27 protein-coding genes are annotated in these 21,942 nt (G+C 69.1%); 15 read left to right on the top strand and 12 right to left on the bottom strand.

Annotated elements, in window-relative coordinates; translation table 11 throughout:
* The first annotated feature begins 21 nt into the window (after positions 1-21).
* Positions 22-549, top strand: a complete 528-nt coding sequence (locus tag ACWEO7_RS20260; RefSeq protein ID WP_452425206.1) for an AAA family ATPase — start codon at positions 22-24, stop codon at positions 547-549.
* A 16-nt stretch (positions 550-565) separates the two neighbouring features.
* Here the strand turns inward: ACWEO7_RS20260 and ACWEO7_RS20255 are convergent, their stop codons facing one another.
* Genes ACWEO7_RS20255 through ACWEO7_RS20235 form a run of 5 tightly spaced genes read right to left on the bottom strand, consistent with a single transcriptional unit; the run spans position 566 to position 4,221 of the window.
* Positions 566-2,071, bottom strand: a complete 1,506-nt coding sequence (locus ACWEO7_RS20255) for an FAD-dependent oxidoreductase (RefSeq protein WP_452425204.1) — start codon at positions 2,069-2,071, stop codon at positions 566-568.
* Between the two features lie 52 nt (positions 2,072-2,123).
* Positions 2,124-3,059 carry a glycosyltransferase family 9 protein gene (locus ACWEO7_RS20250; protein WP_452425202.1) on the bottom strand — a complete coding sequence of 312 codons (936 nt, stop codon included), beginning with the start codon at positions 3,057-3,059 and terminating at the stop codon, positions 2,124-2,126.
* Positions 3,056-3,373 (bottom strand): hypothetical protein, encoded by a 318-nt coding sequence (locus tag ACWEO7_RS20245; protein ID WP_450019619.1) that lies wholly within the window; start codon positions 3,371-3,373, stop codon positions 3,056-3,058. Before ACWEO7_RS20245 ends, ACWEO7_RS20250 begins: the two co-directional genes overlap by 4 nt.
* Complete coding sequence (locus ACWEO7_RS20240) at positions 3,370-3,828, bottom strand: hypothetical protein (RefSeq protein ID WP_452425200.1); 459 nt, start codon at positions 3,826-3,828, stop codon at positions 3,370-3,372. Before ACWEO7_RS20240 ends, ACWEO7_RS20245 begins: the two co-directional genes overlap by 4 nt.
* 57 nt (positions 3,829-3,885) lie before the next feature.
* A complete protein-coding gene (locus tag ACWEO7_RS20235) occupies positions 3,886-4,221 on the bottom strand; it encodes a hypothetical protein (protein WP_452425198.1) in 336 nt (111 codons plus the stop codon).
* Positions 4,222-4,416: 195 nt separating this feature from the next.
* Here ACWEO7_RS20235 and ACWEO7_RS20230 point away from each other — a divergent pair, with 195 nt between their 5' ends.
* A complete protein-coding gene (locus tag ACWEO7_RS20230; protein ID WP_452425197.1) occupies positions 4,417-4,836 on the top strand; it encodes a CBS domain-containing protein in 420 nt (139 codons plus the stop codon).
* 12 nt (positions 4,837-4,848) lie between these two features.
* On the opposite strand, the gene ACWEO7_RS20225 is transcribed toward ACWEO7_RS20230, so the two are convergent.
* From ACWEO7_RS20225 to ACWEO7_RS20215, 3 genes are read right to left on the bottom strand one after another with little or no spacing between them, the layout of a single operon-like run.
* Complete coding sequence (locus ACWEO7_RS20225; RefSeq protein ID WP_452425195.1) at positions 4,849-5,568, bottom strand: metallophosphoesterase family protein; 720 nt, start codon at positions 5,566-5,568, stop codon at positions 4,849-4,851.
* A gap of 5 nt (positions 5,569-5,573) precedes the next feature.
* A complete protein-coding gene (locus tag ACWEO7_RS20220; protein ID WP_355075244.1) occupies positions 5,574-5,843 on the bottom strand; it encodes a BON domain-containing protein in 270 nt (89 codons plus the stop codon).
* Positions 5,844-6,407, bottom strand: a complete 564-nt coding sequence (locus ACWEO7_RS20215) for a nucleotidyltransferase family protein (protein WP_355075246.1) — start codon at positions 6,405-6,407, stop codon at positions 5,844-5,846.
* A gap of 141 nt (positions 6,408-6,548) precedes the next feature.
* Between ACWEO7_RS20215 and ACWEO7_RS20210 the strand changes: the two genes are divergently transcribed.
* Positions 6,549-6,974 carry a ChaB family protein gene (locus ACWEO7_RS20210; protein WP_452425194.1) on the top strand — a complete coding sequence of 142 codons (426 nt, stop codon included), beginning with the start codon at positions 6,549-6,551 and terminating at the stop codon, positions 6,972-6,974.
* Entirely contained in the window at positions 6,961-7,473 is a 513-nt protein-coding gene (locus tag ACWEO7_RS20205) for a DUF6328 family protein (RefSeq protein ID WP_452425193.1), read from the top strand. Before ACWEO7_RS20210 ends, ACWEO7_RS20205 begins: the two co-directional genes overlap by 14 nt.
* A gap of 1 nt (position 7,474) precedes the next feature.
* Here the strand turns inward: ACWEO7_RS20205 and ACWEO7_RS20200 are convergent, their stop codons facing one another.
* Positions 7,475-8,686: a glycosyltransferase gene (locus ACWEO7_RS20200; RefSeq protein WP_452425191.1), complete on the bottom strand. Its 1,212-nt coding sequence runs from the start codon at positions 8,684-8,686 to the stop codon at positions 7,475-7,477.
* A gap of 384 nt (positions 8,687-9,070) precedes the next feature.
* Here ACWEO7_RS20200 and ACWEO7_RS20195 point away from each other — a divergent pair, with 384 nt between their 5' ends.
* The 11 genes from ACWEO7_RS20195 to thpD all read left to right on the top strand — a co-directional run bounded on the left by ACWEO7_RS20195 (position 9,071) and on the right by thpD (position 18,017).
* A complete protein-coding gene (locus ACWEO7_RS20195; protein WP_355075253.1) occupies positions 9,071-9,484 on the top strand; it encodes an STAS domain-containing protein in 414 nt (137 codons plus the stop codon).
* An 89-nt stretch (positions 9,485-9,573) separates the two neighbouring features.
* Positions 9,574-10,257 (top strand): PAS and ANTAR domain-containing protein, encoded by a 684-nt coding sequence (locus ACWEO7_RS20190; protein WP_452425189.1) that lies wholly within the window; start codon positions 9,574-9,576, stop codon positions 10,255-10,257.
* Positions 10,258-10,425: 168 nt separating this feature from the next.
* Complete coding sequence (locus ACWEO7_RS20185; RefSeq protein ID WP_452425188.1) at positions 10,426-10,857, top strand: ATP-binding protein; 432 nt, start codon at positions 10,426-10,428, stop codon at positions 10,855-10,857.
* Positions 10,847-11,632: an RNA polymerase sigma factor SigF gene (locus ACWEO7_RS20180; protein WP_452425186.1), complete on the top strand. Its 786-nt coding sequence runs from the start codon at positions 10,847-10,849 to the stop codon at positions 11,630-11,632. Before ACWEO7_RS20185 ends, ACWEO7_RS20180 begins: the two co-directional genes overlap by 11 nt.
* Before the next feature lie 513 nt (positions 11,633-12,145).
* Positions 12,146-12,493: a hypothetical protein gene (locus ACWEO7_RS20175; protein ID WP_452425185.1), complete on the top strand. Its 348-nt coding sequence runs from the start codon at positions 12,146-12,148 to the stop codon at positions 12,491-12,493.
* A gap of 445 nt (positions 12,494-12,938) precedes the next feature.
* Positions 12,939-13,649, top strand: a complete 711-nt coding sequence (locus ACWEO7_RS20170) for a response regulator transcription factor (RefSeq protein ID WP_452425183.1) — start codon at positions 12,939-12,941, stop codon at positions 13,647-13,649.
* Positions 13,636-14,745, top strand: coding sequence for a sensor histidine kinase (locus ACWEO7_RS20165; protein ID WP_452425182.1), 1,110 nt, complete (start codon positions 13,636-13,638; stop codon positions 14,743-14,745). The genes ACWEO7_RS20170 and ACWEO7_RS20165 overlap by 14 nt, the downstream gene beginning before the upstream one ends.
* Positions 14,746-14,828: 83 nt before the next feature.
* Positions 14,829-15,431, top strand: coding sequence for a diaminobutyrate acetyltransferase (ectA, locus tag ACWEO7_RS20160; protein ID WP_452425180.1), 603 nt, complete (start codon positions 14,829-14,831; stop codon positions 15,429-15,431).
* Positions 15,428-16,705, top strand: a complete 1,278-nt coding sequence (gene ectB, locus ACWEO7_RS20155) for a diaminobutyrate--2-oxoglutarate transaminase (protein WP_452425178.1) — start codon at positions 15,428-15,430, stop codon at positions 16,703-16,705. The genes ectA and ectB overlap by 4 nt, the downstream gene beginning before the upstream one ends.
* The gene (locus tag ACWEO7_RS20150; RefSeq protein WP_452425176.1) at positions 16,702-17,103 is read left to right on the top strand and encodes an ectoine synthase; all 402 of its coding nucleotides are present in this window, start codon (positions 16,702-16,704) and stop codon (positions 17,101-17,103) included. The genes ectB and ACWEO7_RS20150 overlap by 4 nt, the downstream gene beginning before the upstream one ends.
* Before the next feature lie 8 nt (positions 17,104-17,111).
* Entirely contained in the window at positions 17,112-18,017 is a 906-nt protein-coding gene (thpD, locus tag ACWEO7_RS20145) for an ectoine hydroxylase (RefSeq protein ID WP_452425175.1), read from the top strand.
* A gap of 90 nt (positions 18,018-18,107) precedes the next feature.
* Here the strand turns inward: thpD and ACWEO7_RS20140 are convergent, their stop codons facing one another.
* The 3 genes from ACWEO7_RS20140 to ACWEO7_RS20130 form a co-directional block, all read right to left on the bottom strand.
* A complete protein-coding gene (locus ACWEO7_RS20140; protein WP_452425173.1) occupies positions 18,108-19,271 on the bottom strand; it encodes a lactate 2-monooxygenase in 1,164 nt (387 codons plus the stop codon).
* 67 nt (positions 19,272-19,338) lie between these two features.
* Positions 19,339-19,548 carry a hypothetical protein gene (locus tag ACWEO7_RS20135; RefSeq protein ID WP_452425171.1) on the bottom strand — a complete coding sequence of 70 codons (210 nt, stop codon included), beginning with the start codon at positions 19,546-19,548 and terminating at the stop codon, positions 19,339-19,341.
* 21 nt (positions 19,549-19,569) lie between these two features.
* On the bottom strand, positions 19,570-21,810 hold the full coding sequence (locus ACWEO7_RS20130; protein WP_452425169.1) for a hypothetical protein: 2,241 nt from the start codon (positions 21,808-21,810) through the stop codon (positions 19,570-19,572).
* Positions 21,811-21,942 lie beyond the last annotated feature (132 nt).

Genomic DNA, 21,942 nt, shown 5'->3' with positions numbered 1-21,942 from the left:
GGGCGCGCCATGATCGTCGTCATGGCATCGGCTGTCTATCTGATCACCGGCATCCAGGCCGCGGGCAAATCCACCGTCGCCCAGGCGCTGGCCGAGCGGCTGCCGCTCTCGGCGCACGTGCGCGGGGACGCCTTCCGCCGGTTCGTGGTGAAGGGGCGCGCCGAGATGACCGCGGACCCCTCGCCCGAGGCGCTGGCCCAGTTGCGGCTACGGCACAGCCTGGCCGCGGCGACGGCCGACGCCTATGCCGATGCCGGGTTCACGGCTGTGCTGCAGGATGTCTTCCTCGGTGAATTCCTGCCCTGGACGGCGGATCTGATCGTCACGCGACCGCTGTATGTCGTCGTGCTCGCGCCGCGCACCGAAGTGGTCCTGGCGCGCGAGGCCGGACGCGGAAAAGACGCCTACGACGAATTCACCGTCGCGGGGCTGGACAGGGTGTTGCGCGAGACCACTCCCCGGATCGGGCTCTGGCTGGACACGTCGGATCTCACGGTCGAGCAGACGGTCGATCGAATCCTCGCCGATGCCAGGCCGCTGACGGACTGAGCAGCCCGTCGCCCGTTCACCGGGCGTCGCGCGGCTCGTGCAGGGGAGTGAGCGAGCTGGTGGCCGGGCCCTCGAGCAGCGTGCCGTCCGCGGCGAAACGCGAGCCGTGCAGCGGACAGTCCCACGTGCGTTCGGCGTCGTTCCAGTTGACGATGCCGTAGAGATGCGGGCACACCGCCGACACCCGGTTGGTGACGCCGTCCACCGTGCACACCGCGGTCGGGCGCAGGCCCTCGCGCAGGACCATGCCGCAGTCTTCGGCCGGAGCGTCGCCGTCGTGGTGGGTCGCGACCCGCAGCCAGCCCGCGGAGAGTTTCTGCGCCACGGCGCCGTTGATCTTCGTCGCCGCGGGCAGTGCCTTGAGCTCGTCCGGACGCCAGCTCGCCAGCGCGCCCGCCCATCGAGGTGACGCCCCGGTGAACCGTCCGGCCAGCGCGATCGCCGCGGCGACCCCGTTGGTCAAACCCCACTTGGCGTAGCCGGTGGCCAGCTGAATGTCGTTCTGCCCCGGCAGCAACGGACCCACATAGGGAAGCTCTCCGATGGGGGAGTAGTCCTGAGCCGACCAGCGGTGCGTCAACTCGGCGCCCGGGAACCAGGTGTGCGCCAAGTTCACCAGATCCTCCACTTTCTCCCGGGTCGATCCGCCGCGGCCGACGACATGACCGTTGCCGCCGACCAGCAGAAGTTCGCCGTCCGGTCCCTGCGCGCGGCGCAGGGAGCGAGTCGGGCTGCCCGCGCTGATGTACATATCGCGCGGAGCCGGCCGGTCCAGGCGGAAGGCCGTCAGATAGGAGCGTTGCGGGGTGAGGCGGGCGAAGAATCCGCCACGATCGAGGATGGGCGTCCCGGTGGCCAGCACCACCCGGCCCGCGCCGAGGTCGCCGTGTTCGGTGGAGACGACGAGATCACCTCCGCCACCGTGATGTACGCCGCGCACGAGGGTGGATTCGTAGATCGGCGCGCCGTGTGACTCCACGTCGGCCGCGAGCGCGGCCAGCAGGGCCATCGGATCGAGTTGGGCCTGATCGGCCAAGCGCACCGCGCCGCGCGCGGGAAAGTCGACGTCCAGCTCGCGCAACAGCTCGGTGGGCAGGCCGGCCTTCTGCGTCGCGGCGTATTCCGCTCGCACCGCCGACATTTCGTCGCCGTTCTGCGCGTAGGTCAAGGCTGCTGCCCGCTCGACGGTCACGCCGTGCGCGGCACAGTAATCCAAGAGCCATTCCTGCCCTCCGCGATTGGCCGCCACATAGTCGCGCAGGACGTCGTCGGAATGGTGCCGGGCGATCTGCTGCGCACGCGTCCCCTGCAGCAGACTGACCTTCCCCGTGGTGGCCCCGGTGGTGCCCGCACCGACGCGCCTTCCTTCGACCACGGCCACTTCCACGCCGTTCTCGACCAGCAGCAGGGCGGTCACCAGTCCGGTGAGCCCGCCGCCGATCACCACCGTGTCGAAGCGCGATCCCGGCGTCAACCGCAACCGCGCCGGCACCTGCGCGCCGTGCAACCATAGGGACGTCATATGCCCGAGATAGCCGGTCTCGACGGGGCGAAACGCCCGTGCGGATTCCTTCTCATACTCGCACGTGGCCGCTGAGTTGCCGATCGGCGGCGGCGAGCACCTCGGCGGCGCTGATCATCGCCAATCCGGGCGCGGGTGTGTCCGCCCGCGGGTCGCCGGGCTGCCCGGCCCACAAGGCGACATGCGCCACCCGTTCCGGTGGCGGCCCCCAGACCGCGGGCGAGTCGGGACCGAAGATCAGCACCGACGGTGTGCCGAACGCCGTGGCCAGATGCCCGACGCCGGTGTCGCCGCTGAGCACGAGGGACGCGTCGGCCACCGTCGCGGCGAGTTGGCGCAACGTGAGTTCGCCTGCCAGGACGTCGTTTTCGGGCAAGCCCGCCTGTGCCGCGACGCTGAGCGCGAGCGGACGGTCCGCGGCACTGCCGACGATACGTATCGGACATCCCCACTCGCGCAGGCCCGCGGCCACCGTCGCGAAACGGTCGGCGGGCCAGCGACGCGCCGGGGCTCCACCCGGATAGACGACGATGGAGCGCCGCTCTCCGGTGCATTCCGGCGGCGGTGTGATGTCCAGTCGGGCCGAATCGGCCGGGATGCCCGCCCAATCCAGTAGCCGGCACCACCGCACGGCATCGGGCACGCCTGGCTCGTACAGCGGGCCCGGCACCTGCGGAAAGTCCTTGTGGCGGTGGGTGATCATCCGTTCCGGATCGGTCGCGAGCAGCGCGCGTATGCTCTCGGCCCCGGAGTCGTGCAGATTGACCGCGAAGGTCGGCGCCGCGGCGTTCCAGCGCAATCCGGCCGCCATCGGCGTCGCGTGGAGTTCGTCGACGCACGCGGCCAGTTCCACCACCGGGCGCAGCCATCCCGGCGCGGCCAGTACGAGCCGGTGTCGCGGGCGGGCGTCGTGCAAGGCGCGCAGGGCGGGAACCGCGGTCAGCAGCTCCCGCAACCCGTGCGCGCGCAACGCGAGCAAGACGGTCATTTCGGCACGAAGACGCCGGTGAGGTCGGCCTTGCGGATCGGGGTGTCCGGATTGGCCTGCGCCGCGCACATCAACTTGATCGCCGTGATCGCCGCGTCGACGGTTCTGGCGTCGGGCGTCTCGTGCCCCTCGCGCTCCTCTTCGAGGAACTTCTCGGTGGTGACGCGCTGCTTGTCGGGATCCTGGGCGACGTATTCGTTGCACGGTGTGTCACCGCCCTTGTTCACGATCTTCTCCGGCTCGTCGCCGCACCCCGCCGCGCACACCGCCAGCGCGGCCAGGACTGCGATGCCCATCCGGCGCGCGGCGCTCATCGCCCGAACCCCGCCAGCGCCGAGGCCAGGTCCGGTACGCCGAGCGCCTGCACCGCCTGTTCGCGCACGTCGGGGCAGGTCTGGGTAGTGACGGCGTCGACCGTGTCGCGGTGAGTGACGACGACGTCGTTGAGCCCGCCGTTACGGGCCGCCCAGTTGTGCACGGTGCCGTTGAACGTCACTTTGGCCACCGTGGCGCTCTGGCCACGCCAGGTGTCGACGTCCGCGCCCATCATGTCGCACAGCTGCTTCGCCGCTTCCGCCGTGATCTGGTCAGTGTTCGGCACCTGGGGGCTGCTCGGCCCCGGCATGGTGATCGAGACGGTCGCGGGTTGGGGCGTATCCGCGGCCGGATCGCCGCCGTCGACCGAACATGCCGTGAGCGCCGATCCCGCCGCCATAGCGCCGATGAGCAGGGCGAAGCGGCCCAAGGGCCGATTGGGCTGGTAGATCATTCCTTCTCCTGTTGTTCGAAGCCGCATCCCCGCGGGCGGCACGCGATCGGGCGAGGATCAGTGACCGGCGGCGTCCCGCAGCCGCATGCCTTCTCGCGCCTTGATCCGGCGGTGCTCGGCGACGATCACCAAGACGCCGGCGATGATGCAGACGCCGCTGACGACCCCCGCCACCACCGCCCACCCCGCGAATCCGTACCCGGCGGCGGTGAGCGTCAGGGCCATGGCCACGATGCCCACCGCGACCAGGATGATGCCCGGCCAGTTCCGGGCGTCCTCGATGGATTCTCCGGCGTGTGTCCGAATGGTGCGGGTGTCGTCCGGAAACGCGTGGGTCCGGGGCGCGTCTCCGCCGCCGGATCCCGCGGTCGGCTCGTTCGGTGCTGGCAGCATCGGATGTCCTTTCTGCTGAGCGGCAACGATTTCGGTGCGCGGGCAACCCCCGGCCCGCGGCGTTGCGAGCGGGCCGTCCTGGGCGGCCATACCGGTCGGATGCCCGCGTTAAGGGATCCGAAACGGGGGTAGGACGTGAGCGAGCGACCCTGTTCCGGGCCGCTCGTACCCGCGAGCAGTCCCAGGAGGACCCCGATGACAACAGCACGGGACATCATGACCCCGAACGTGGAGTGTGTCCGCTCCAGCGACACAGTGGTAGCGGCCGCGCAGCGCATGGCGGAGTTGAACGTCGGCGCCTTACCCATCTGCGGTGAGGACGACAAGCTGAAAGGAATGCTCACCGATCGCGACATCGTCGTGAAGGTGATCGCCCAGCGTAAGGACCCGCTCGGCGTCGACGCGGGCGAACTCGGGGGCGGGGAATTGGTCACCGTCGAAGCCGACGACGACGTGCGCAAGGTGATGTCGGTGATGTCGCAGCATCAGGTGCGCCGCGTGCCGGTACTGGAGAAAGGCAAGCTGGTCGGAATCATCGCGCAGGCCGACGTGGCCACCACCGTCGAGAACACCCAAGCGGGCAGCACCGTGGAGGCGATCTCGACCGACTTCTGAGTCCGGCCCTACTCAGACCGCGGCCGGGTGCATGTCGTAGACCGCGTACGCCGCTCGGATCACCGGCTGGGCGACATTGCGCACCCGGATGCCGCCTGGAGTGGTGCCGCGCTCCGTGCCCGCGTGCGCGTGACCGTGCAACGCCAGGTCGGCGCCGTGTTCATCGATCGCCTCGCCGAGCAGGTAGGAGCCGAGGAACGGATAGATCTCCCTCGGCTCGCCGTGCAGGGTGTCGCTGATCGGGGAGTAGTGCGTGAGCGCGACGGTGACGTCGGTGTGCAGATTCGCCAGCGCATCGCCGAGTGCGGCGGCTACGTCCACGGTGTGCCGGGCGAATTCACGCATCAGGGGTTCACCGAAGACGCTTGCGCACTTGCCGGCGAAGCCGCCGCCGAAGCCTTTCGTGCCCGCGATCCCGAGCGTGCTCCCGTCGACGTGCAACGTCACCGAAGTGCCTTCCAGCACCGTGATGCCGTGGTCGGCCAGCACGCTGCTGATCTCCTGATCGGCGTCGCTGTGATAGTCGTGGTTGCCCAGGACGGCGACGACCGGCACGCCCAGGTCGGCGAACTCCTCCGCGACCACCCGGCCTTCGTCGACGGCGCCGTGGCGCGTCAGGTCGCCCGCCAGCAGGAGCACATCCGCTCGCGCGGACAGTCCGTCCAGTGCCTCCCGCCATTGCCCGCGCGAATCCACGCCGAGATGGACGTCACCGACCGCGGCTATCCGCATGCCGCTCAACTCCTTTCGGATCCGTCCGGCTCCAGCGTCTCGGTTTCGACGGGCGCCGTGGGACGGGTGACATGGACGTCGTTGTGGATCCGAGCGTGCGGAAGCTGTTCGCGCACCACGGTTTCCATCTGCTGTTTGCAGTTCTCGCTGCTCACCTCGCCGCACAGCACCACGACGTCGCCGCGAATGGTCACCTGCACACCGAGTTCGGCGGTGCGGGGATCCTCGGCCAGCGCCCGGCGCAATCGTGCGACCAAGTATTGCGGCTGCTCCATCTACTCCACCTTTCCGGTGCGGGTGATGCCGAGATCGTCCAGCAGGCCCAGGAAGGCTCGCGCGTAGGGCGAGGCCTTGGTCTGCTCGCGCACCACCTCCCAGTCGACCTGTTCGCGCAGGTCGCGCGCGATATGCAGGATCGGGCTGAGATCAAGGCGGTGCGCGTCGAAGACGAGCATCTTGTCGATCATCAGGTCGGTACCGCTGATCACCGGGGCCTTTGCGGGCCCGATCCGCATCTCGGTGGCCCGGTCGAGCAGTTCGTCGGTCACCTCGCGATCGTTCGGGCGGTGAATGACGTCCACCAGGATGTCGTCGGCGTAGACCTTGCGTAGCCAGTTCTCCGGCGGGTCGCACACCCGCAGGCCCGCACGGGCCAGCGTTTGGATCGCCCGCCCGCTGTCCGCCGGTTTGACGAAGATGTCCACGTCGTGCTGGGAGGTGGGGCCGCCACGGGCGTAGACCGCGCAGCCGCCCGCCACCGCGAATCGGATGTCTGTCGCCGCCAACGCGTTCACCGTACGGGTGAGCGCATGCAGCAGCTGATCGGTGGTAACGGCCATGCAGCGGTGGTACCCGGCGGACACCGGGTTAATCGACGTTTCACCGGGTATGCGTCCGGATATCCGGAGGGCCCGACGCGGCCCGGCACCGGGCTTTCGGACCACTTCGGACCAACCTCGCGAGCAGGGAAGGAGCGACACATGCCCAAGACGACAGCGCGCGGCGATGTGAAGAAGTCCGAGTTGCCGAGCACGCTGAAGCGGTCGGAGGAGAAGGCGCAGCGCACCTTCGCCGAGGCGCACGACGCCGCGCTGGAGCAGTACGACGGGAACGAACAGCGCGCCCACCGCGTCGCCTATGCCGCGCTGAAGCACAGCTACGAGAAAGTCGGCGACCACTGGGAGCCCAAGGCGCACCGCGGTCCCTCGGACGAACGCGCCAGGCAACACGGCCCGGACGCGCGGGGTGAGACGGCCGAAGGCGTCGATGCCAACGCGTCGAAACAACACCTGCTGGACGTCGCCCGGCGACTCGAGGTCCCCGGGCGCTCGCGGATGAGTAAGGACGAACTCGTCGAGGCGATCAAGAAACGCAACCGCCGGGAGACCGCGCGTGCCCGAGGGTGAGGAGGACGACTGGGCCCGCCGTGCGCGCGGCGAGACCGAGCTGGAACGACTGGACCGGAACTGGTCGAGCCTGATCCAAGAGTTGCGCGTCGTCCAGACCGGTGTGCAATTCCTGTTCGGGGCGTTGCTGGTGCTGCCGTTCCAGGCGTCGTTCGGCACGCTGGCGCCGGGCTTGCGAGCGCTGTACATCGCCACTTTGGCTGCTGTGCTGGGGGCGACGGTGTTCCTGATCGCGCCGGTGTCCTGGCATCGGATCCTGTTCCGCAGGCACCGGCTGGGCAATGTCGTCTGGGCGGCGCACCGGTGCGCGATGGCCGGCGTCGCACTGCTGGGTCTCGCGTTGATCGGCGCGGTGGTTCTCGTGGTCGACTATGTGACGGGCACGGCAGCGGCGGTGGTGACCGGTATCGCCGCCGTCGCGTTGTTCGTGTCGACATGGCTCGTCGCCCCGTGGCGCTGGCGCAGCGCGTCCGAGGACGTCCGCGCCGAGCACTACTGATTCACCGGGCCCAGGAGACGACCTCGCCCGCGTGAGCGGGGGCGCCGCGGTGGTAGGCGCTGAGCGTCTCGACCGCGACCCGATCCCAGGAATTGCGGCTCGCCGCCCGCTGATAGGCTGCCGCGCCCCACGTTTCGCGCAACGTCGAGTCCGCCAGCAGTGGGCGCACCGCCCGCACGATGGCATCGGGTTCGGGCGGAGCGACGAATCGTCCCGTGACGCCGTCGACCACGGTGTCCAGCAGGCCGCCGACGGCCGTGGCGACCACCGGCTTCCCGCAGGCCATCGCCTCCAGCGCCACCCGGCCGAACGGCTCGTACCAGGGCGTGCAGAGCACGACGTCGGCGGAGCGGTACAGCCGGGGCAGGGTCGGCCGTGTGACCGGTCCGGTCAACTGAAGCCGTTCTCGCACACCGTGATCCGATGCGATGCGGCGCAGCCTGCGGCCTTCGGCGTCGTCCTCGTCGTCGGCCGCGGGGCCGCCGACGATCACCAGCTCGGTGTCCGGCAGCTCCGCCAGCGCTCCGATCACGGGGTCGAATCCGCTGCGGCGCACCAACTCTCCGGCCGCGAGCAGCCGGTGCGTAGCGTGCCGATCGGCGGCCGCGCCCTCCGGGGTGAACCTCGTGAGGTCGACTCCGTGCGGCACGATCGAGGTACGGAAGCGCGGCACGCCCATCCTGGCCAGCTCCGCGACCTCGTCGGAGCAGGTCGCCACCACGTGCGCCGCCCGCGTCGCGATGAGCCGCTCGAAGCGGATCCGCGAGCGTGGGCTCGGATCGGCGAGACCTTCGCAGCGCCGCTGCACGGTGCCGAGCCCGTGGAAGGTCAGCACCACCGGGATGCCGTGGGCGCGGGAGGCCAATTCGGCGGCGAGCCCGGACTTCCAGTAGTGCGCGTGCACGATGTCGGGCCGATCGGCACCCCAGTGCCGTCGCAGAACGGTGCCGAAGTCACCGAGGTAGGGCAGCGTGCGGTCGCTGGGCAAGGGGTTGGGCGGTCCAGCCGGGACGTGCACCACGCGATAACCGCCGTCGGCGAGCAACTCGGGCGGGGCGTGCGGACTGATACGTCGGGTATAAACCGTCACGTCGTGGCCCCGGCGGGCATAGGCGGCCGACAACTCCGCTACATAGGCGCCGCGGCCGCCCCCGTCGGCGGGGCTGCCTTCGGCGAGCGGGCTGGCATCTTCGGAAACCATGGCAATCTTCACCGGGTGCTCCGTTCTCGTCGCGGGCGGCATCCGGGCGCGCGGATACGCGCGGTTGCCCTACGACCGGCATCGCGTGACGTTCGGGAATATGTTCGGTATATGCCCGCGGTCGGCCCGATGAAACCCCACGTCAGCGGTCACATTCCCGGCCGAACGGTCGGTTTGTCCCGGCTGCGGGCCCTCCGGCGGCGGGTCACGTTCTCCTACCGAACGCTGTCGGGAAGGGGTCGGCCGTGCCACACTGTAGGGAGGTTGAGATCACAGCCGACCCCGGTTCGACGCATTCGGCGCAGCCGGTCGATGGGACGGCACGGCAACCGATTCGCGCGCTGCCCTCTCCGGCCGTCGCGGAGGACTGGATACCCCCTACACGGGAGGTTCGACTTGTCTGCCATTTCTCTGCTACGGGACCACGCCGAGGGCGTGCATCTCAATGGTTCGGGACCGGGACGTCGTCGGGACAACCGGTTGTGGGCACAGCGGGTGGACCGCCGTCGCGAATGCGTGGTGGTCCGGGTCGAAGGCGAGTTGGACGCCGCCGTGTCGGCCGAATTCTTCGAGACGGTCGAGCGTGCGTTGCAGTCACCGTGCGATGCCGTCGTGATCGATCTGCGAGCGGCGAGGTTCTTGAGTCTGCGCGCGGCCGTGCGGCTCGGTGCGCTGCGCAGAGAGGGGTTGGGTCGTCCGGACCTGCGCATCGTCGTGGGCGGACCGGGAGTCGAGCGGGCACTCGAGGTGACCGGCGTGCGGTCATTGTTCCCCCGCTACCAGTCCATGCGCACAGCTTTGGACGCCTGAGCCGAAGACTGTCCCCGAGGCCCGTGCTCGCCGGTGTGACCGCTTCCGATCCGGTCACACCGGGCGCGTCGGCATCGGATACTTCAGCGGTGAGTGAAAGCAGGTCGGTCCAGCCCGAGAACGCCCTCGCGCTGGACCAGGTGATCGGTACCGGAAGGCCGCAAAGTGTCGGCAGTTTCCGTTTCTGGTTCGCCGACCAGCGGTGGGAATGGTCGGACGAGGTCGCGTCGATGCACGGTTACGCGGTGGGGACCGTGACGCCGACCACGGAGTTGTTGCTGAAGCACAAGCACCCGGACGATCGCGAAGCGGTGGCCAGCGCCTTGGCGCGGTCGATCGCCGACGCGGAACCGTTCTCCAGTCGCCATCGCATCATCGACACCGCGGGCGCGGTCCACCACGTGGTCCTGGTCGCCGACCGGATGATCGACGACTCGGGGCTCGTGGTGGGCACCTCCGGCTACTACATCGACGTCACCGACACCCTCGAGGAGCACCGGCAGGAGGCGCTGGACGACGCCCTGCCCGAGTTATACGCCGCCCGAGCGGTGATCGAGCAGGCGAAGGGCGCGCTCATGCTGATCTACGGTATCGGCCCCGAGCAGGCGTTCCGTGTGCTGAGCTGGCGATCGCAGGAAACCAACGTCAAACTGCGCAAACTGGCTGCGCGGCTGGTCGCCGATCTGCCCGGTCTGGCCGGCGTCACGGTAGGGCTGCGCACCGAATTCGATCATCTGCTGCTCACCGCCCACGAGCGCATCGACAGCGACTGACCGGCGTTTCGATCCGACCCCTGCGGGTACGTCCCGGACGAGGAACGCGGCGATATTCCGCTCCACACCCCGTGGCGCACGCGGTGTTCCGGTGGCTGAGAAGGAGAACTCGGCGGCGGTATGCAGGCCCCAGTGGAGTGGCTGTGAGGACAAGGTGGTGATGGGCAAATGGGGGAGTCGACTTCCCGATCCTCGACCGACACGACGACAGTCGGTGTACGGGTGCCCGCCCGGCTGGAACAGCTGACCATGCTCCGCGCGCTCGCCGAGACAGTCGCCCTCATCGCGGACTTCGCCTTGGACGAGGTCACCGACATCCGGCTCGCGCTCGACGAGGTGGCGACCTCGCTCATCATCGACGCCGCCCCGGGCTCGACGATCGACTGCGAGTTCACCTATGACGACGGGAAGATGTTCGTGCACGTCTCCTCGGTGGCGGTCACCGAGTCGGTGCTCGGGCACGCCGGGCTCGGCTGGCACATCGTACGCACGCTGACCGATTCGATCGCCGCCGCGCAAGGCTCCTACGACAGTGTGCTCGGCGGATATCCGACAGTGATCGACTTCAGCTGGGTGCGAGGTGCGCCGAATGGCGGGTGAGCCGAGGTCGCGCGGGGATACCTACGACAACATCGAGCCGCTGTTCGAAAAGATCGCCGCGCTGGATCCCGGCGATCCACGACGTGCGCCGATGCGTCGGGAGCTGATCGAACGATGCCTGCCGCTGGCCGAGCACATCGCCCGCAAGTTCGCCGGGCGCGGCGAGAACTTCGACGACCTCCTGCAAGTGGCCCGCCTGGGGTTGGTGCAGGCAGCGGACCGTTTCGACGTCACGCGCGGATCGTCGTTCCTGTCCTTCGCCGTGCCCACGATCATGGGCGAGGTCAGGCGGCACTTCCGGGACAACACCTGGGCGGTGCGGGTGCCCCGCCGCACCAAAGAGATCCAGCTGAGTATCGGTCCGACCGTCGAAACGCTGTCCCAGCGACTGGGCCGGATGCCACGCGCCAGGGAGATCGCGGCGGAGCTGGATGTCGAGCTCGTCGAGGTGACCCAAGCGCTGATCGCGGGCAACGCCTACCAGTCGTCGTCCATCGACGCGGCCGCCGGTGAGGACGCCGAGAATACCGCGCAGCCGCTACTGGACAGCCTCGGCGCCGAAGAGCCCTCCTATCACCTGGTCGAGGACGTGATGGCGGTCGAACCGCTGCTCGGCGACCTTCCCGAGCGTGAGCGTCAGGTGCTGACCATGCGATTCTTCGAGTCGTTGACGCAGAATCAGATCGCCGAGCGGCTCGGAGTCTCCCAAATGCACGTTTCGCGCATTCTTTCCCGGACCTTGAACGCGCTGCGCGAGCAGGCGCTGCGGGACTGACGTCGGCCCGTTACACCGGATTCGGCGGGGTCGGGTCCGGCGACGGCCCGGGCAGACCGGGGTCCGGCGAAGGGCGGCCGGGATCCGGCACGGGGGGCGTCGGCGCCGGTCCTGGTACCGGCGGACGTGGCGCGGGGCCGGGCACCGGTGGCAGCGGATGCGGATCAGGTTCCGGCGGAACGGGATTGGGATCCGGAATGGGATCCGGCTCGGGAATCGGCGGTACGGGATCCGGTTCCGGAATGGGCGGTACGGGGTCCGGCTCGGGCGTGGGCGGGACCGGCTGTGTCGCGCTGTCGGGGGACATGCGAACTCCTCCTCGTTCGGGTGATCGGCGTGCGCTACGGCTGCGACCGCGCTTCGTCCGGCCGATCATCGGCCGGTTACCCACCGATCACGGCGCCAACCGGTTCGCGCGGCAGCCACGGTGCGGCCGACCAGTTTGCGTAACAGGCCCAACGGGTAGTTAGACAGGAACCGGACAACAGATGCCGATGGCTCGAGGAGCTCGTCATGACCGACCAGCGCCGCCCAGGCACCCGGAATCCGCGGTTCGGACCGGGTGGGCCGGGGGCGTCGATCCAGTCCCGAGGGATCTCCGTCACCAGGAACCACGATGTCATCCGCCGCTGGGCCGCCCAGCGCGGAGCCCGGCCCGCGACCGTGCCGGGCAGCGAGTACGACGGACGGCTCGGGGTGCTGCGATTCGACTTTCCCGGGTACGGGGGCGCCGTGCTGCGCCCGGTGCGGTGGGAAGAGTGGTTCGCCACGTTCGATGCCAGGAAACTTCGCTTCTGGTACGAGGAGCGCGGCACCGATGATCCGCCGAGCAACTTCAACCGTTTGGAGCCGCCGCGATAGCCGGGCGGCCGCTGGAATCGTCGTGAGACCGGTCACGGTCGTGCGCCCGTGATCGGTGCATCGGAAGCGATGTGACGCACAGCACGATAGCCTCGCGAAACCTATTGTCGGCCCTGTGGTTCGCGCCGCCACGGCCTGATGCGATCGCCTATTCGAAAAAGTCTGTTGCCGTGCATTTTTCGGGGTCGGTGTCGTTCTCCGCGTCGTGCCGGGGTGCGCGGAAGGCGAGTTCCGCTGCTGCCCGGGTGCTGCCCGAGTCGGGCTGACGTATAGCGTCGATGGAACAACCAAGAGGCCCCACATCGGTCTGCCGGACGTTTACCGGCCGGGCACAGGGGTACTCGAAGCCGAGCAAAGGTTGCTCGAAAGCGGAAGGTCGCGTCGGTATGGGGATGCGGTTGTCCGCATCGTGACGCGCTTTCGCATGTCTGCAAGGGATAAGGTCTTGAGCGCAAACCTGATGATCGTGGAAGACGACGACCGGGTCCGTGGTGCGTTACGGCTCGCTATGGAAGACGAGGGATACGACGTCGACGAGGCGGAGGAAGCCGAGGACGCGCTCACTCATCTGCGCAGCAATGGTGTTCCCGATGTGATGATCGTCGATCTGATGCTCGGCGGCATGGACGGGTTCGAATGTATCCGGGAGATCCGCCGCGACCATGACGTTCCGATCATCGTGGTCAGCGCTCGCGACGATACCCACGACGTGGTGGCCGCCCTGGAGGCGGGTGCAGACGATTTCGTGACCAAGCCGTTCGAAATCAAGGAGATCACCGCTCGTATGCGCGCGGTGCGCCGCCGCTCCCGGCTGACCGCCGAACGGGAGACGCCGCAGGAGATGGTGCTCGAGGCGGACGACACGGCTCCGCTGGTCCTCGCGCAGGACAGCGGGGTGGTGCGCCGCGGCGACGAGGAGATCAGGCTGACGCTCACCGAATTCCGTCTGCTGTGTGAGCTGGCCGAGACGCCGGGCCGGGTGCTCAGCCGCACGGTGCTGCTCGAACGTGTTTGGGACCGTGGGTTTTTCGGCGACGAACGCATCGTGGACGTGCACATGCGCCGCTTGCGCACGAAGATCGAGCGGGATCCGTCCGATCCGCGCATCGTGGTGACGGTGCGCGGGCTCGGCTATCGCCTCGATGTGCGCCGCTGAACGCTGCTGCGACGCCGAACGCTGGAATCCGAACGCCTGGAGCCTGCGCGCCCGGGTGACCGCTGCCTTCGCGACGATCGCCGCGCTGATGTCGCTGGTACTGGTCGTTTCGGTCTTCATGATCAGCCGCGGCTACCTGGAAGCGCAGCGAACCCACGCGGGCAGCGAATCGCCAGGAGATCTCAACGCGGATCTCGATCTGCTGCGCAACGTGCTCAGCTGCTGCGCCGTCGTGGTCACCCTGATCGGCGCGGCGGTCGGCTGGTGGGCGAGCAGGCGGGTGCTGACCCCGCTGCACCAGTTGGCGGGCACCGCCGCGCGGATCGCCTCCGGTGATCTCGACCAGCGGTTGCCCGCGACCGGAGACCAGGATCTGGCGACCACAGTCGAGTCGTTCAACACCATGGTGGACTCGCTGCAACGGCGCATCGAGCGCGAACACCGGCTCTTCGGTGACGTCAGCCACGAGCTGCGCACGCCCCTGACCACCCTGATGGCCAGCGTCGACGTGCTCAACCGGCATCGCGGCGATCTGCCGGAACGTTCGCAACGGGCGCTCGGCCTGATCACCGCCGAGGTCGAGCACCTGCGCAAACTGTTGGACGATCTGCTCGCCCTGGCGCGAGTGGAAGCGGGCATGCATCACGGCGACGCCGAGCCGCTGTCGGTGCGCGACCTGCTGGTGCACACGCTGAGCGACCGTCGCTATCCGGGCGAGCTGCTCACGGTGCGTCAGGACGTCACCGTGCGCGGCCGCAAGGTCGAACTGGAGCGCGCGGTGGCCAACCTGCTGCACAACGCCGACCGGCACGGCGGCGATGTGGTCGCGGTCAGCGTCGACCGCGACGGCACCGACGCGGTGCTCACCGTCGACGACGCGGGCCCCGGCGTCCCCGCCGCGGACCGCGACCGGATCTTCGAGCGATTCGCCACCGCCCGCAGCGGCCGCCGCTCGCCGGACGGGACGGGGATCGGCTTGGCGCTGGTCGCCGAGACGGTCGCCACACACGGTGGCGGGGTGCACTGCACCGACCGTCCCGGCGGGGGCGCGCGATTCGTCGTGCGGTTGCCCCGGCTCGGCGACACCCATCCGTAATACGACCGTAAAGAAGTCGACAGGTTCACCTCAAAGTCGCTTCGCGAGCCTGGATAAGTACTGCTGCTAAGACGAGGAGTTGTATGTCATCACCAACCCTGTCCCCAGCGGAGATCGAGCGATCGCGCGTCGGGAACGCCGCGGCCGCTCCGGGGGCCACCCCGTCTCGGAGAAACGCCGGGCCCGCCGTGGTCCTGCGCACGCCCCGGTTGGGCGACGGCGCTCCGATGTGGCGCATCGCGAAGAATTCCGCGGTGCTGGACGTCAATTCGAGCTACGCGTACCTGATGTGGTGCCGGGACTTCGCCGGAACCTCGGTGGTCGCCGAATCCGACGGTCGCGTCGTCGGATACGTGATCGGATTCGTCCGTCCGCAGGCGCCCGACACCGTCTTCGTCTGGCAGATCGCGGTGGACCGCGCGCAGCGCGGCCGCGGCATCGGCGCCGAGTTGCTCCACACGTTGCTCAACAGCGTCGCGGCTCAGGGCGTTTCGGTACTCGAAACCACCATCTCGCCGGACAACGCCGGTTCCATCGCGCTGTTCACGTCGGTGGCCGCGGCGCGCGGCGCCGAGGTGACCAAGCGCCACTTGTTCGACGCGGGCGTCTTCCCCGACAGCCACGCACCCGAAGACCTGTATCGCATCGCCCCGACCGCCCGCACCACCGAGGAGGATCACCGATGATCAACGCGGACACCACCGTTTTCGAGAGTCTGGAGTCGAATGTGCGCGGTTACTGCCGCGCCTGGCCCACCGTGTTCACCACGGCGAAGGGCAGCTGGTTGCGCGACGAGGAAGGCAAGGACTACCTGGACTTCTTCGCGGGGGCCGGTGCCCTGAACTACGGACACAACAACGATGTGCTCAAGCGCTCGCTGCTGGACTACATCGCGAGCGACGGCATCACCCACGGCCTGGACATGTCGACCGGAGCCAAGCGCGAACTGCTGGAGACATTGCGCGACACGCTCTTCACCCCGCGCGGCCTGGACTACAAGGTCCAGTTCCCCGGCCCGACCGGCGCCAACGCGGTCGAGGCCGCGCTCAAGCTGGCGCGTAAGGTCACCGGTCGCGAGACCATCGTCAGCTTCACCAACGCCTTCCACGGCATGACCCTCGGCGCGCTGTCGGTCACCGGCAACGCCGCCAAGCGCGCGGGCGCCGGTGTGCCGCTGGTGCACGCCGCGCACATGCCCTACGACGGCTACTTCGACGGCACCACCGCCGACTTCCAGTGGATGGAGAAGGTGCTCGACGACACCTCGTCGGGCTTCGACCGCCCGGCCGCGGTGATCGTGGAGACGGTGCAGGGGGAAGGCGGCGTCAACGTCGCCCGGGCGGAGTGGCTGCGCCACCTCGCCGGGCTGTGCACGGAGCGGGAGATCCTGTTGATCGTCGACGACGTGCAGATGGGCTGCGGCCGCACCGGACCGTTCTTCTCCTTCGAGATCGCGGGCATCACGCCCGACATCGTGACGTTGTCGAAGTCGATCGGCGGCTACGGCCTGCCCATGGCGCTGGTGCTGTTCAAGCCGGAGCTGGACGAGTGGTCGCCGGGTGAGCACAACGGCACCTTCCGCGGCAACAACCCCGCGTTCGTCACCGCGACGACCGCGCTGCGCCACTACTGGTCCGACGACGCCCTGCAGACCGCGACCCTGGCCAAGGGGGAGAAGGTCGCGCGCAGCTTGGGCGAGCTGGCCGCGCACTTCCCCGGCGTCTCGACCCGTGGACGCGGACTGGTGCAAGGCGTGGTGTTCGACGATCCCTCGCAGGCGGGCAAGGTCTGCCAGATCGCCTTCGAGCGCGGGCTGCTGGTGGAGACCTCCGGCTCGACCGACGAGGTGGTGAAGCTGCTGCCGCCGCTGACGGTCACCGACGAGGAACTCGACCAGGGGCTCGGCGTCCTCGCCGGCGCCGTCGAGTCGGTCTGCGGCGGGATGGGGGCGATCGCATGATCGTGCGCAGCACCGCGGAGATCACCGGTACCGAGCGCGACGTGGCGGGCGAAGGCTGGCGCAGCAAGCGCATCGTCCTGGGCGGCGACGGCGTCGGCTTCTCGTTCCACGAGACGACCATTGACGCCGGGACGGTGCACGAGTTCCACTATCTGAATCACGTGGAGGCCGTGTGGCTCGTCGAGGGCGAGGGCACGCTCACCGATCTTGACAACGGCGTCACCTACGAGCTCGCGCCCGGCTCGATGTACCTGCTCGACGGACACGAACGCCACCGCTTGGAGGTGCGCACCACGATGCGGATGATGTGCGTGTTCAACCCGCCGGTCACCGGTCAGGAGGTTCACGACAGCAACGGCGTCTATCCGCTGGTCTCCGCGGCGACGATCGGAGGTTGAGGACACCGATGGTTCTGCAGCACACGGAAACACCGCCCGAGACGGCTCGCTACGATCGCTACCCGACCCGTCTCGGCGCGCCCGCTCCGCACTTGGAGCGTGCCGACCCCGCGGTGTGGGGGGAGGTCGAGAGCCCGGAACTGGCCTCGTTCGACGCCGATGGGTTCGCCATCCTGGATCAGCTGCTCACGCCCACGGAAGTGGGCGAGTACAGCGAGGAGATCACGAGGCTGGCGAACGATCCGGCGCTGCGCGACGACGACCGTGTCATCGTGGAGAAGTCGTCGAACCGGGTGCGTTCGGTCTTCGAGGTGCACAAGCTGAGCGAGGCGATCGCCGAACTGGTGCGTCGGCCCCAAGTGCTCCGGCTGGCCGAACAGGTGCTGGGTTCGCCGGTGTACGTGCACCAGAGCCGGGTGAACTACATGCCCGGTTTCCGCGGCACCGGTTTCTACTGGCATTCCGATTTCGAGACCTGGCACGCCGAGGACGGCATGCCCGCGCCGCGAGCGGTGAGCCTGTCGATCGCGCTGACCGACAACTATCCGATCAACGGCAGTCTCATGGTGATGCCGGGCTCGCACCACACCTTCGTGCCGTGCCTGGGCAGCACTCCGGCCGAGCACTACCGGGAGTCGTTGCAGGAGCAGGAGATCGGCGTGCCGACGACCGACGACATCACCGCGCTCGCGAACCGGTACGGGATCAGTCAATTCACCGGCCGGGCGGGCTCGGCGCTGTTGTTCGACTCCAACCTGATGCACGGGTCGTCGAACAACATCACGCCGTTCCCGCGCTCGAACATCTTCGTGGTGTTCAACAGCGTGCACAACACGCTCGTCGACCCGTTCGCCGCGCCCGCGCCGCGACCGGGCTACATCGGCAGCCGGGACTTCACGCCCCTGTCGGCCTGATTCCGAGCCGCCCCGCGCGTGCGGCCCGCCCTGATCGCCGGGCGAGCCGTACGCGCGGGGCGTTTCGCCTGACGGGCGGTTTCGTGTGGATCAGGCGAGCCGCCGGATCGCTTCCGGACCGAGGTCGGCGATCGTCGGGTAGCCGTCCACCGCCATCAGCAGATCGGCCTCGGCGAGCAGCGAACGCACCACGTGCACGAGGCCGTCGACACCGCCGAGGGCGAGCCCGTAGGGGTAGGGGCGTCCGATGCCGACGGCTGTGGCGCCGAGCGCCAGCGCTTTCACGATGTCGGCGCCGGTGCGGACGCCGGAGTCGAACAGCACCGGCAGGCCATCGGCCGCCGCGACCACCTCCGGCAGATGCTCGATCGCGGGGATGCCGCCATTGGCCTGTCTGCCGCCGTGATTCGAGCAGTAGATACCGTCGACGCCCGCGTCCTTGGCGCGCCGCGCGTCGTCGGGATGGCAGATGCCCTTGAGGACGAGCGGCAGGTCGGTCAGCGATCGCAGCCACGCCAGGTCGTCCCAGGTCAACGCGTTGCCGAACAGCGAGATCCAGTTGAGGACGGCAGTTTTCGGATCCTGTTCGGGTGGGCTGGGCAGCAGGGCCCGGAAGACCGGATCGCTGAAGTAGTTGGCCAGGCAGTGGCCGCGCAGCTGGGGGAAGTTGGAGACCGTCAGATCGCGCGGGCGCCAGCCGGGCACCCAGGTGTCCAAAGTGACCACGATGGCCTTGAATCCCGCCGCTTCCGCCCGCTGGACCAGGCTCTGCGCGAGATCCCGATCGGTGGGGGTGTAGAGCTGGAACATCCCGGGGGTGTCGCCGAACTCGGCCGCCACGTCCTCGAGCGGATCGACGGTGAGGGTGGAGGCCACCATCGGGACGCCGGTGCGCGCCGCGGCCTTGGCGGTGGCGATGTCGCCGTGCCCGTCCTGGGCGCACAGCCCGATCACGCCGACCGGGGCGAGGAAGATCGGCGTCGGCAGCGTCATGCCGAACAGCTCGATCGAGAGGTCGCGCGTCTTGCTCGCGCGCAACATGCGCGGGATCAGGCCCAGTTTCTCGAAGGCCGTCACATTGGCCCGCTGGGTGAGCTCGTCGCCGGCTCCGCCCGCGACGTACGACCAGATCCCCGGTGGCAGCGCCGCCCGGGCCTTGGCTTCCAGGTCGGTGTACGTCATCGGGAAATCGGGCAGCACACCGCCGAGTCCTTGGAAGTAGATCTCGTTCTGGTAGTCGCCGAAGTTGGTCACGCTGCTCCTGTCCACGTCTCGATGCATGAATGTATCCGATACGTTCCTGTAGCGGGTCCGGTTCCCCTCAGGCGCGTAGCGCGCGGTACAGCATCAGCCAGCGATCCGGGGAGACGAGCCCGACCGGCTGCTCGAGCGGTATCCGGGCCGCCCCGCAAGCGCTGTGGACGGCGCGGGCGGGAAACTCCCGCCGCAACGACGCGGCCACACTTCCCCCTACTCCGGAGAAACCCAACTCGACCAGCCTGCGGTAAGCGCCGAGCTGCTCGCGCGGCACCAGCGGCTCGGGCCGTGGGGTTCAGCGCGGCGTCGACTGGCCGACCGCGTCCGGGTCTTGCCGCTCGGCGGCGTAAGCCCGCCAGGACTTGGCCTCCGCGTGCTTGCCGAGCTGGTCGAGCAGATCGGCGAGTTCGGCGATGGCGCGCGGCTCGTGGCGGTCGGCGGCGGTGCGCCACCAGGATTCGGCCCCGACGGGATCGCCGCGCCGCAGCCGAACCATGCCGAGTTCGTAGGCGGCACCCGCGTGCCCGGCATCGGAGGCCTGCGCCCACAGTCCGCATGCCTGCTCTTCGTCGCCGCGGCGGTACATCGCGACGCCGAGGTCGTAGAGCGCACCGCGATACCCGGGGTCGCCCGACTGCCTGGACTCGCCCGCCCGGGGCGGAGCGTCGGCCGGAGCCTGCCGTTCGTCGGACGCCGGGATGTCGTTCGGCACCGACGCTGTGTCGGGAGCCCGGGTACTCGGCACGTTCGCCTTGGGGCTGCCGTCCGTGGCCACCGGGTCGAGCTCACGGCCGGGTTCCTCCGCTGCGGGGGGCGTTTGCGACACCTGTCCGCCGAGCGGTGAGTTCGGTTCTCGGTGGGTGTGATTCGGCTCCGCAGCGCCGGAGCTCGAAGGCGAAGTCTGTGCCAGGGTCTGGGTGTGCGTGCCCGCGAGGCCGAATGCGCGATATGGGTCCGCCGCAGCAGGAGGGTTCGCGACCCGCGGGCTCGATCGGGAGTGTGGACCGTCCGCCGAGGGGGAGGTGTCGGCTGGGACTCGAGTGGCCTGGGGGACCGGCCCGGACCCGGGAAGTGAGGTGCCTGTCTGGGGTTGGGCGTGTGTGTCGACGGGGTCGAGTGCGTTGGGGTCTGCCGCAATTGGACGGTTCGCGACCCGCGGGCTCGATCGGGAGTGTGGACCGTCCGCCGAGGGGGAGGTGTCGGCTGGGACTCGAGTGGCCTGGGGGACCGGCCCGGACCCAGGAGGTGAGGTGCCTGTCTGGGGTTGGGCGTGTGTGCCGATGGGGTCGAGTGCGCGGTATGGATGCGCGGTCCACGGATCCGCGACGACCGGGCTGGATTCGGTGCTCGGGCCGTCCGCCGCGGGACGAGTGGGTAGCGCAGCGTTCGGTGCGGGTGGGGTGTTGCCGAGCAGCAGGCCGGTGCGGGAGCGTGCCGGGTCCTCGGGCGGATGTGTATGTGCGACCGGAGGTCCGAAGGTTGCGTACGAGTCCGGCGCTGTTCTCTCGTGCGCGATCCTCGGATGGTGAGCGAGGTTCCGGGCGGCTACTTCGGACTCCGGCTGCGGCTCAGGCGACTGGAACACGCCGTTTACCGCGGGTGGGGTCTCGCCGGCGAGGGGATGGGCCCCGCTGCGCGCTGCCTTCGTTACGAATTCTTCGGTGGTCGAGCTCGACGCCGGCTGCGCGCTGTCCGGGGCTCGGGAGCCGGGAGTGGAAGGTGGAGTTCCCGGAGTGGATCGTGTGGCGCGGGACGACTGCAGATTCACGAAGAGACTGCCTGCGCGGCGGGGCGGGGTCGTTTCCGTCGTTTTCTCGGCACCGCCACCGGCTGCCGAGGAAACCCCGGTGAGCCGTTCGGCCGCCGTCGCGGATGCGCTCGCGGCCGTGGCGGCGTCGATACGCGGAACGGGCATGGTAGGCGCGGTAGGCGGGGCCGCCGCCGACGAGAGCGCCCGGGGGATGGGCGGATTCATGCCGATCGGAGCCGTCGCGGGCGCGACGGGAGCCGGAGGCTCCGTGGCGACTGGTGTGGGGGCGGTGGACAGTTCCACGACCAGGTTCGCGAAGTTCGGTGGTCCCTCGCCGATGCTGCACCACAGCACGACGCGACCGTTGGGCCGGTGCTCGACGACGATGCCGTAGTTGCCCGCCCACGACTTCTGCGTGCCGAATTCGTCCACCCAGACGGGGGTCAGGGTCACCAGGGTCAGCGGCGCGGTGGGCGTGACGGCGAAGCTGACCCCCGCGGCCAGCGCGTCGCTCCACGCGTCGACTCCGGCGAGTGAACGTCCGTGCAGGTCCAGATAGCCGTCGACGACCGACAGACCCATGCCGAGCCCACGCAGCCCTGCGGGCGGTGCGGCGGAGATCATGGTCAAGGCGATGGTGGTGGGCGCGGGGCCGACTTGCTCGGTGTACATCGGGTAGACCATGCTGCCGTGCCAGCGGATCGGATCCGCGCTCTGGTAACGCGCGGCCAGTGGCAGCTCTTCGGGCGTATTCCGGGCAGCCCACGACGAATACCGCTCGTTCACTGTCGCGCGCCTGCCTTTCCACCCGATCCCTACCGCCGCCCCCGCGCCGGGCGGCGGGATATACCGTACCGGAACTGCGCCGCGATCCCCTGGCGGTAGGTAATGCCCCGAGCCCCAACGCTACCGGGGAGT

It is taken from the genome of Nocardia sp. NPDC004260 (assembly GCF_053603155.1).
Note: the sequence above shows the minus strand (reverse complement) of the source record. Positions and strands in the feature narration are given on the sequence as shown.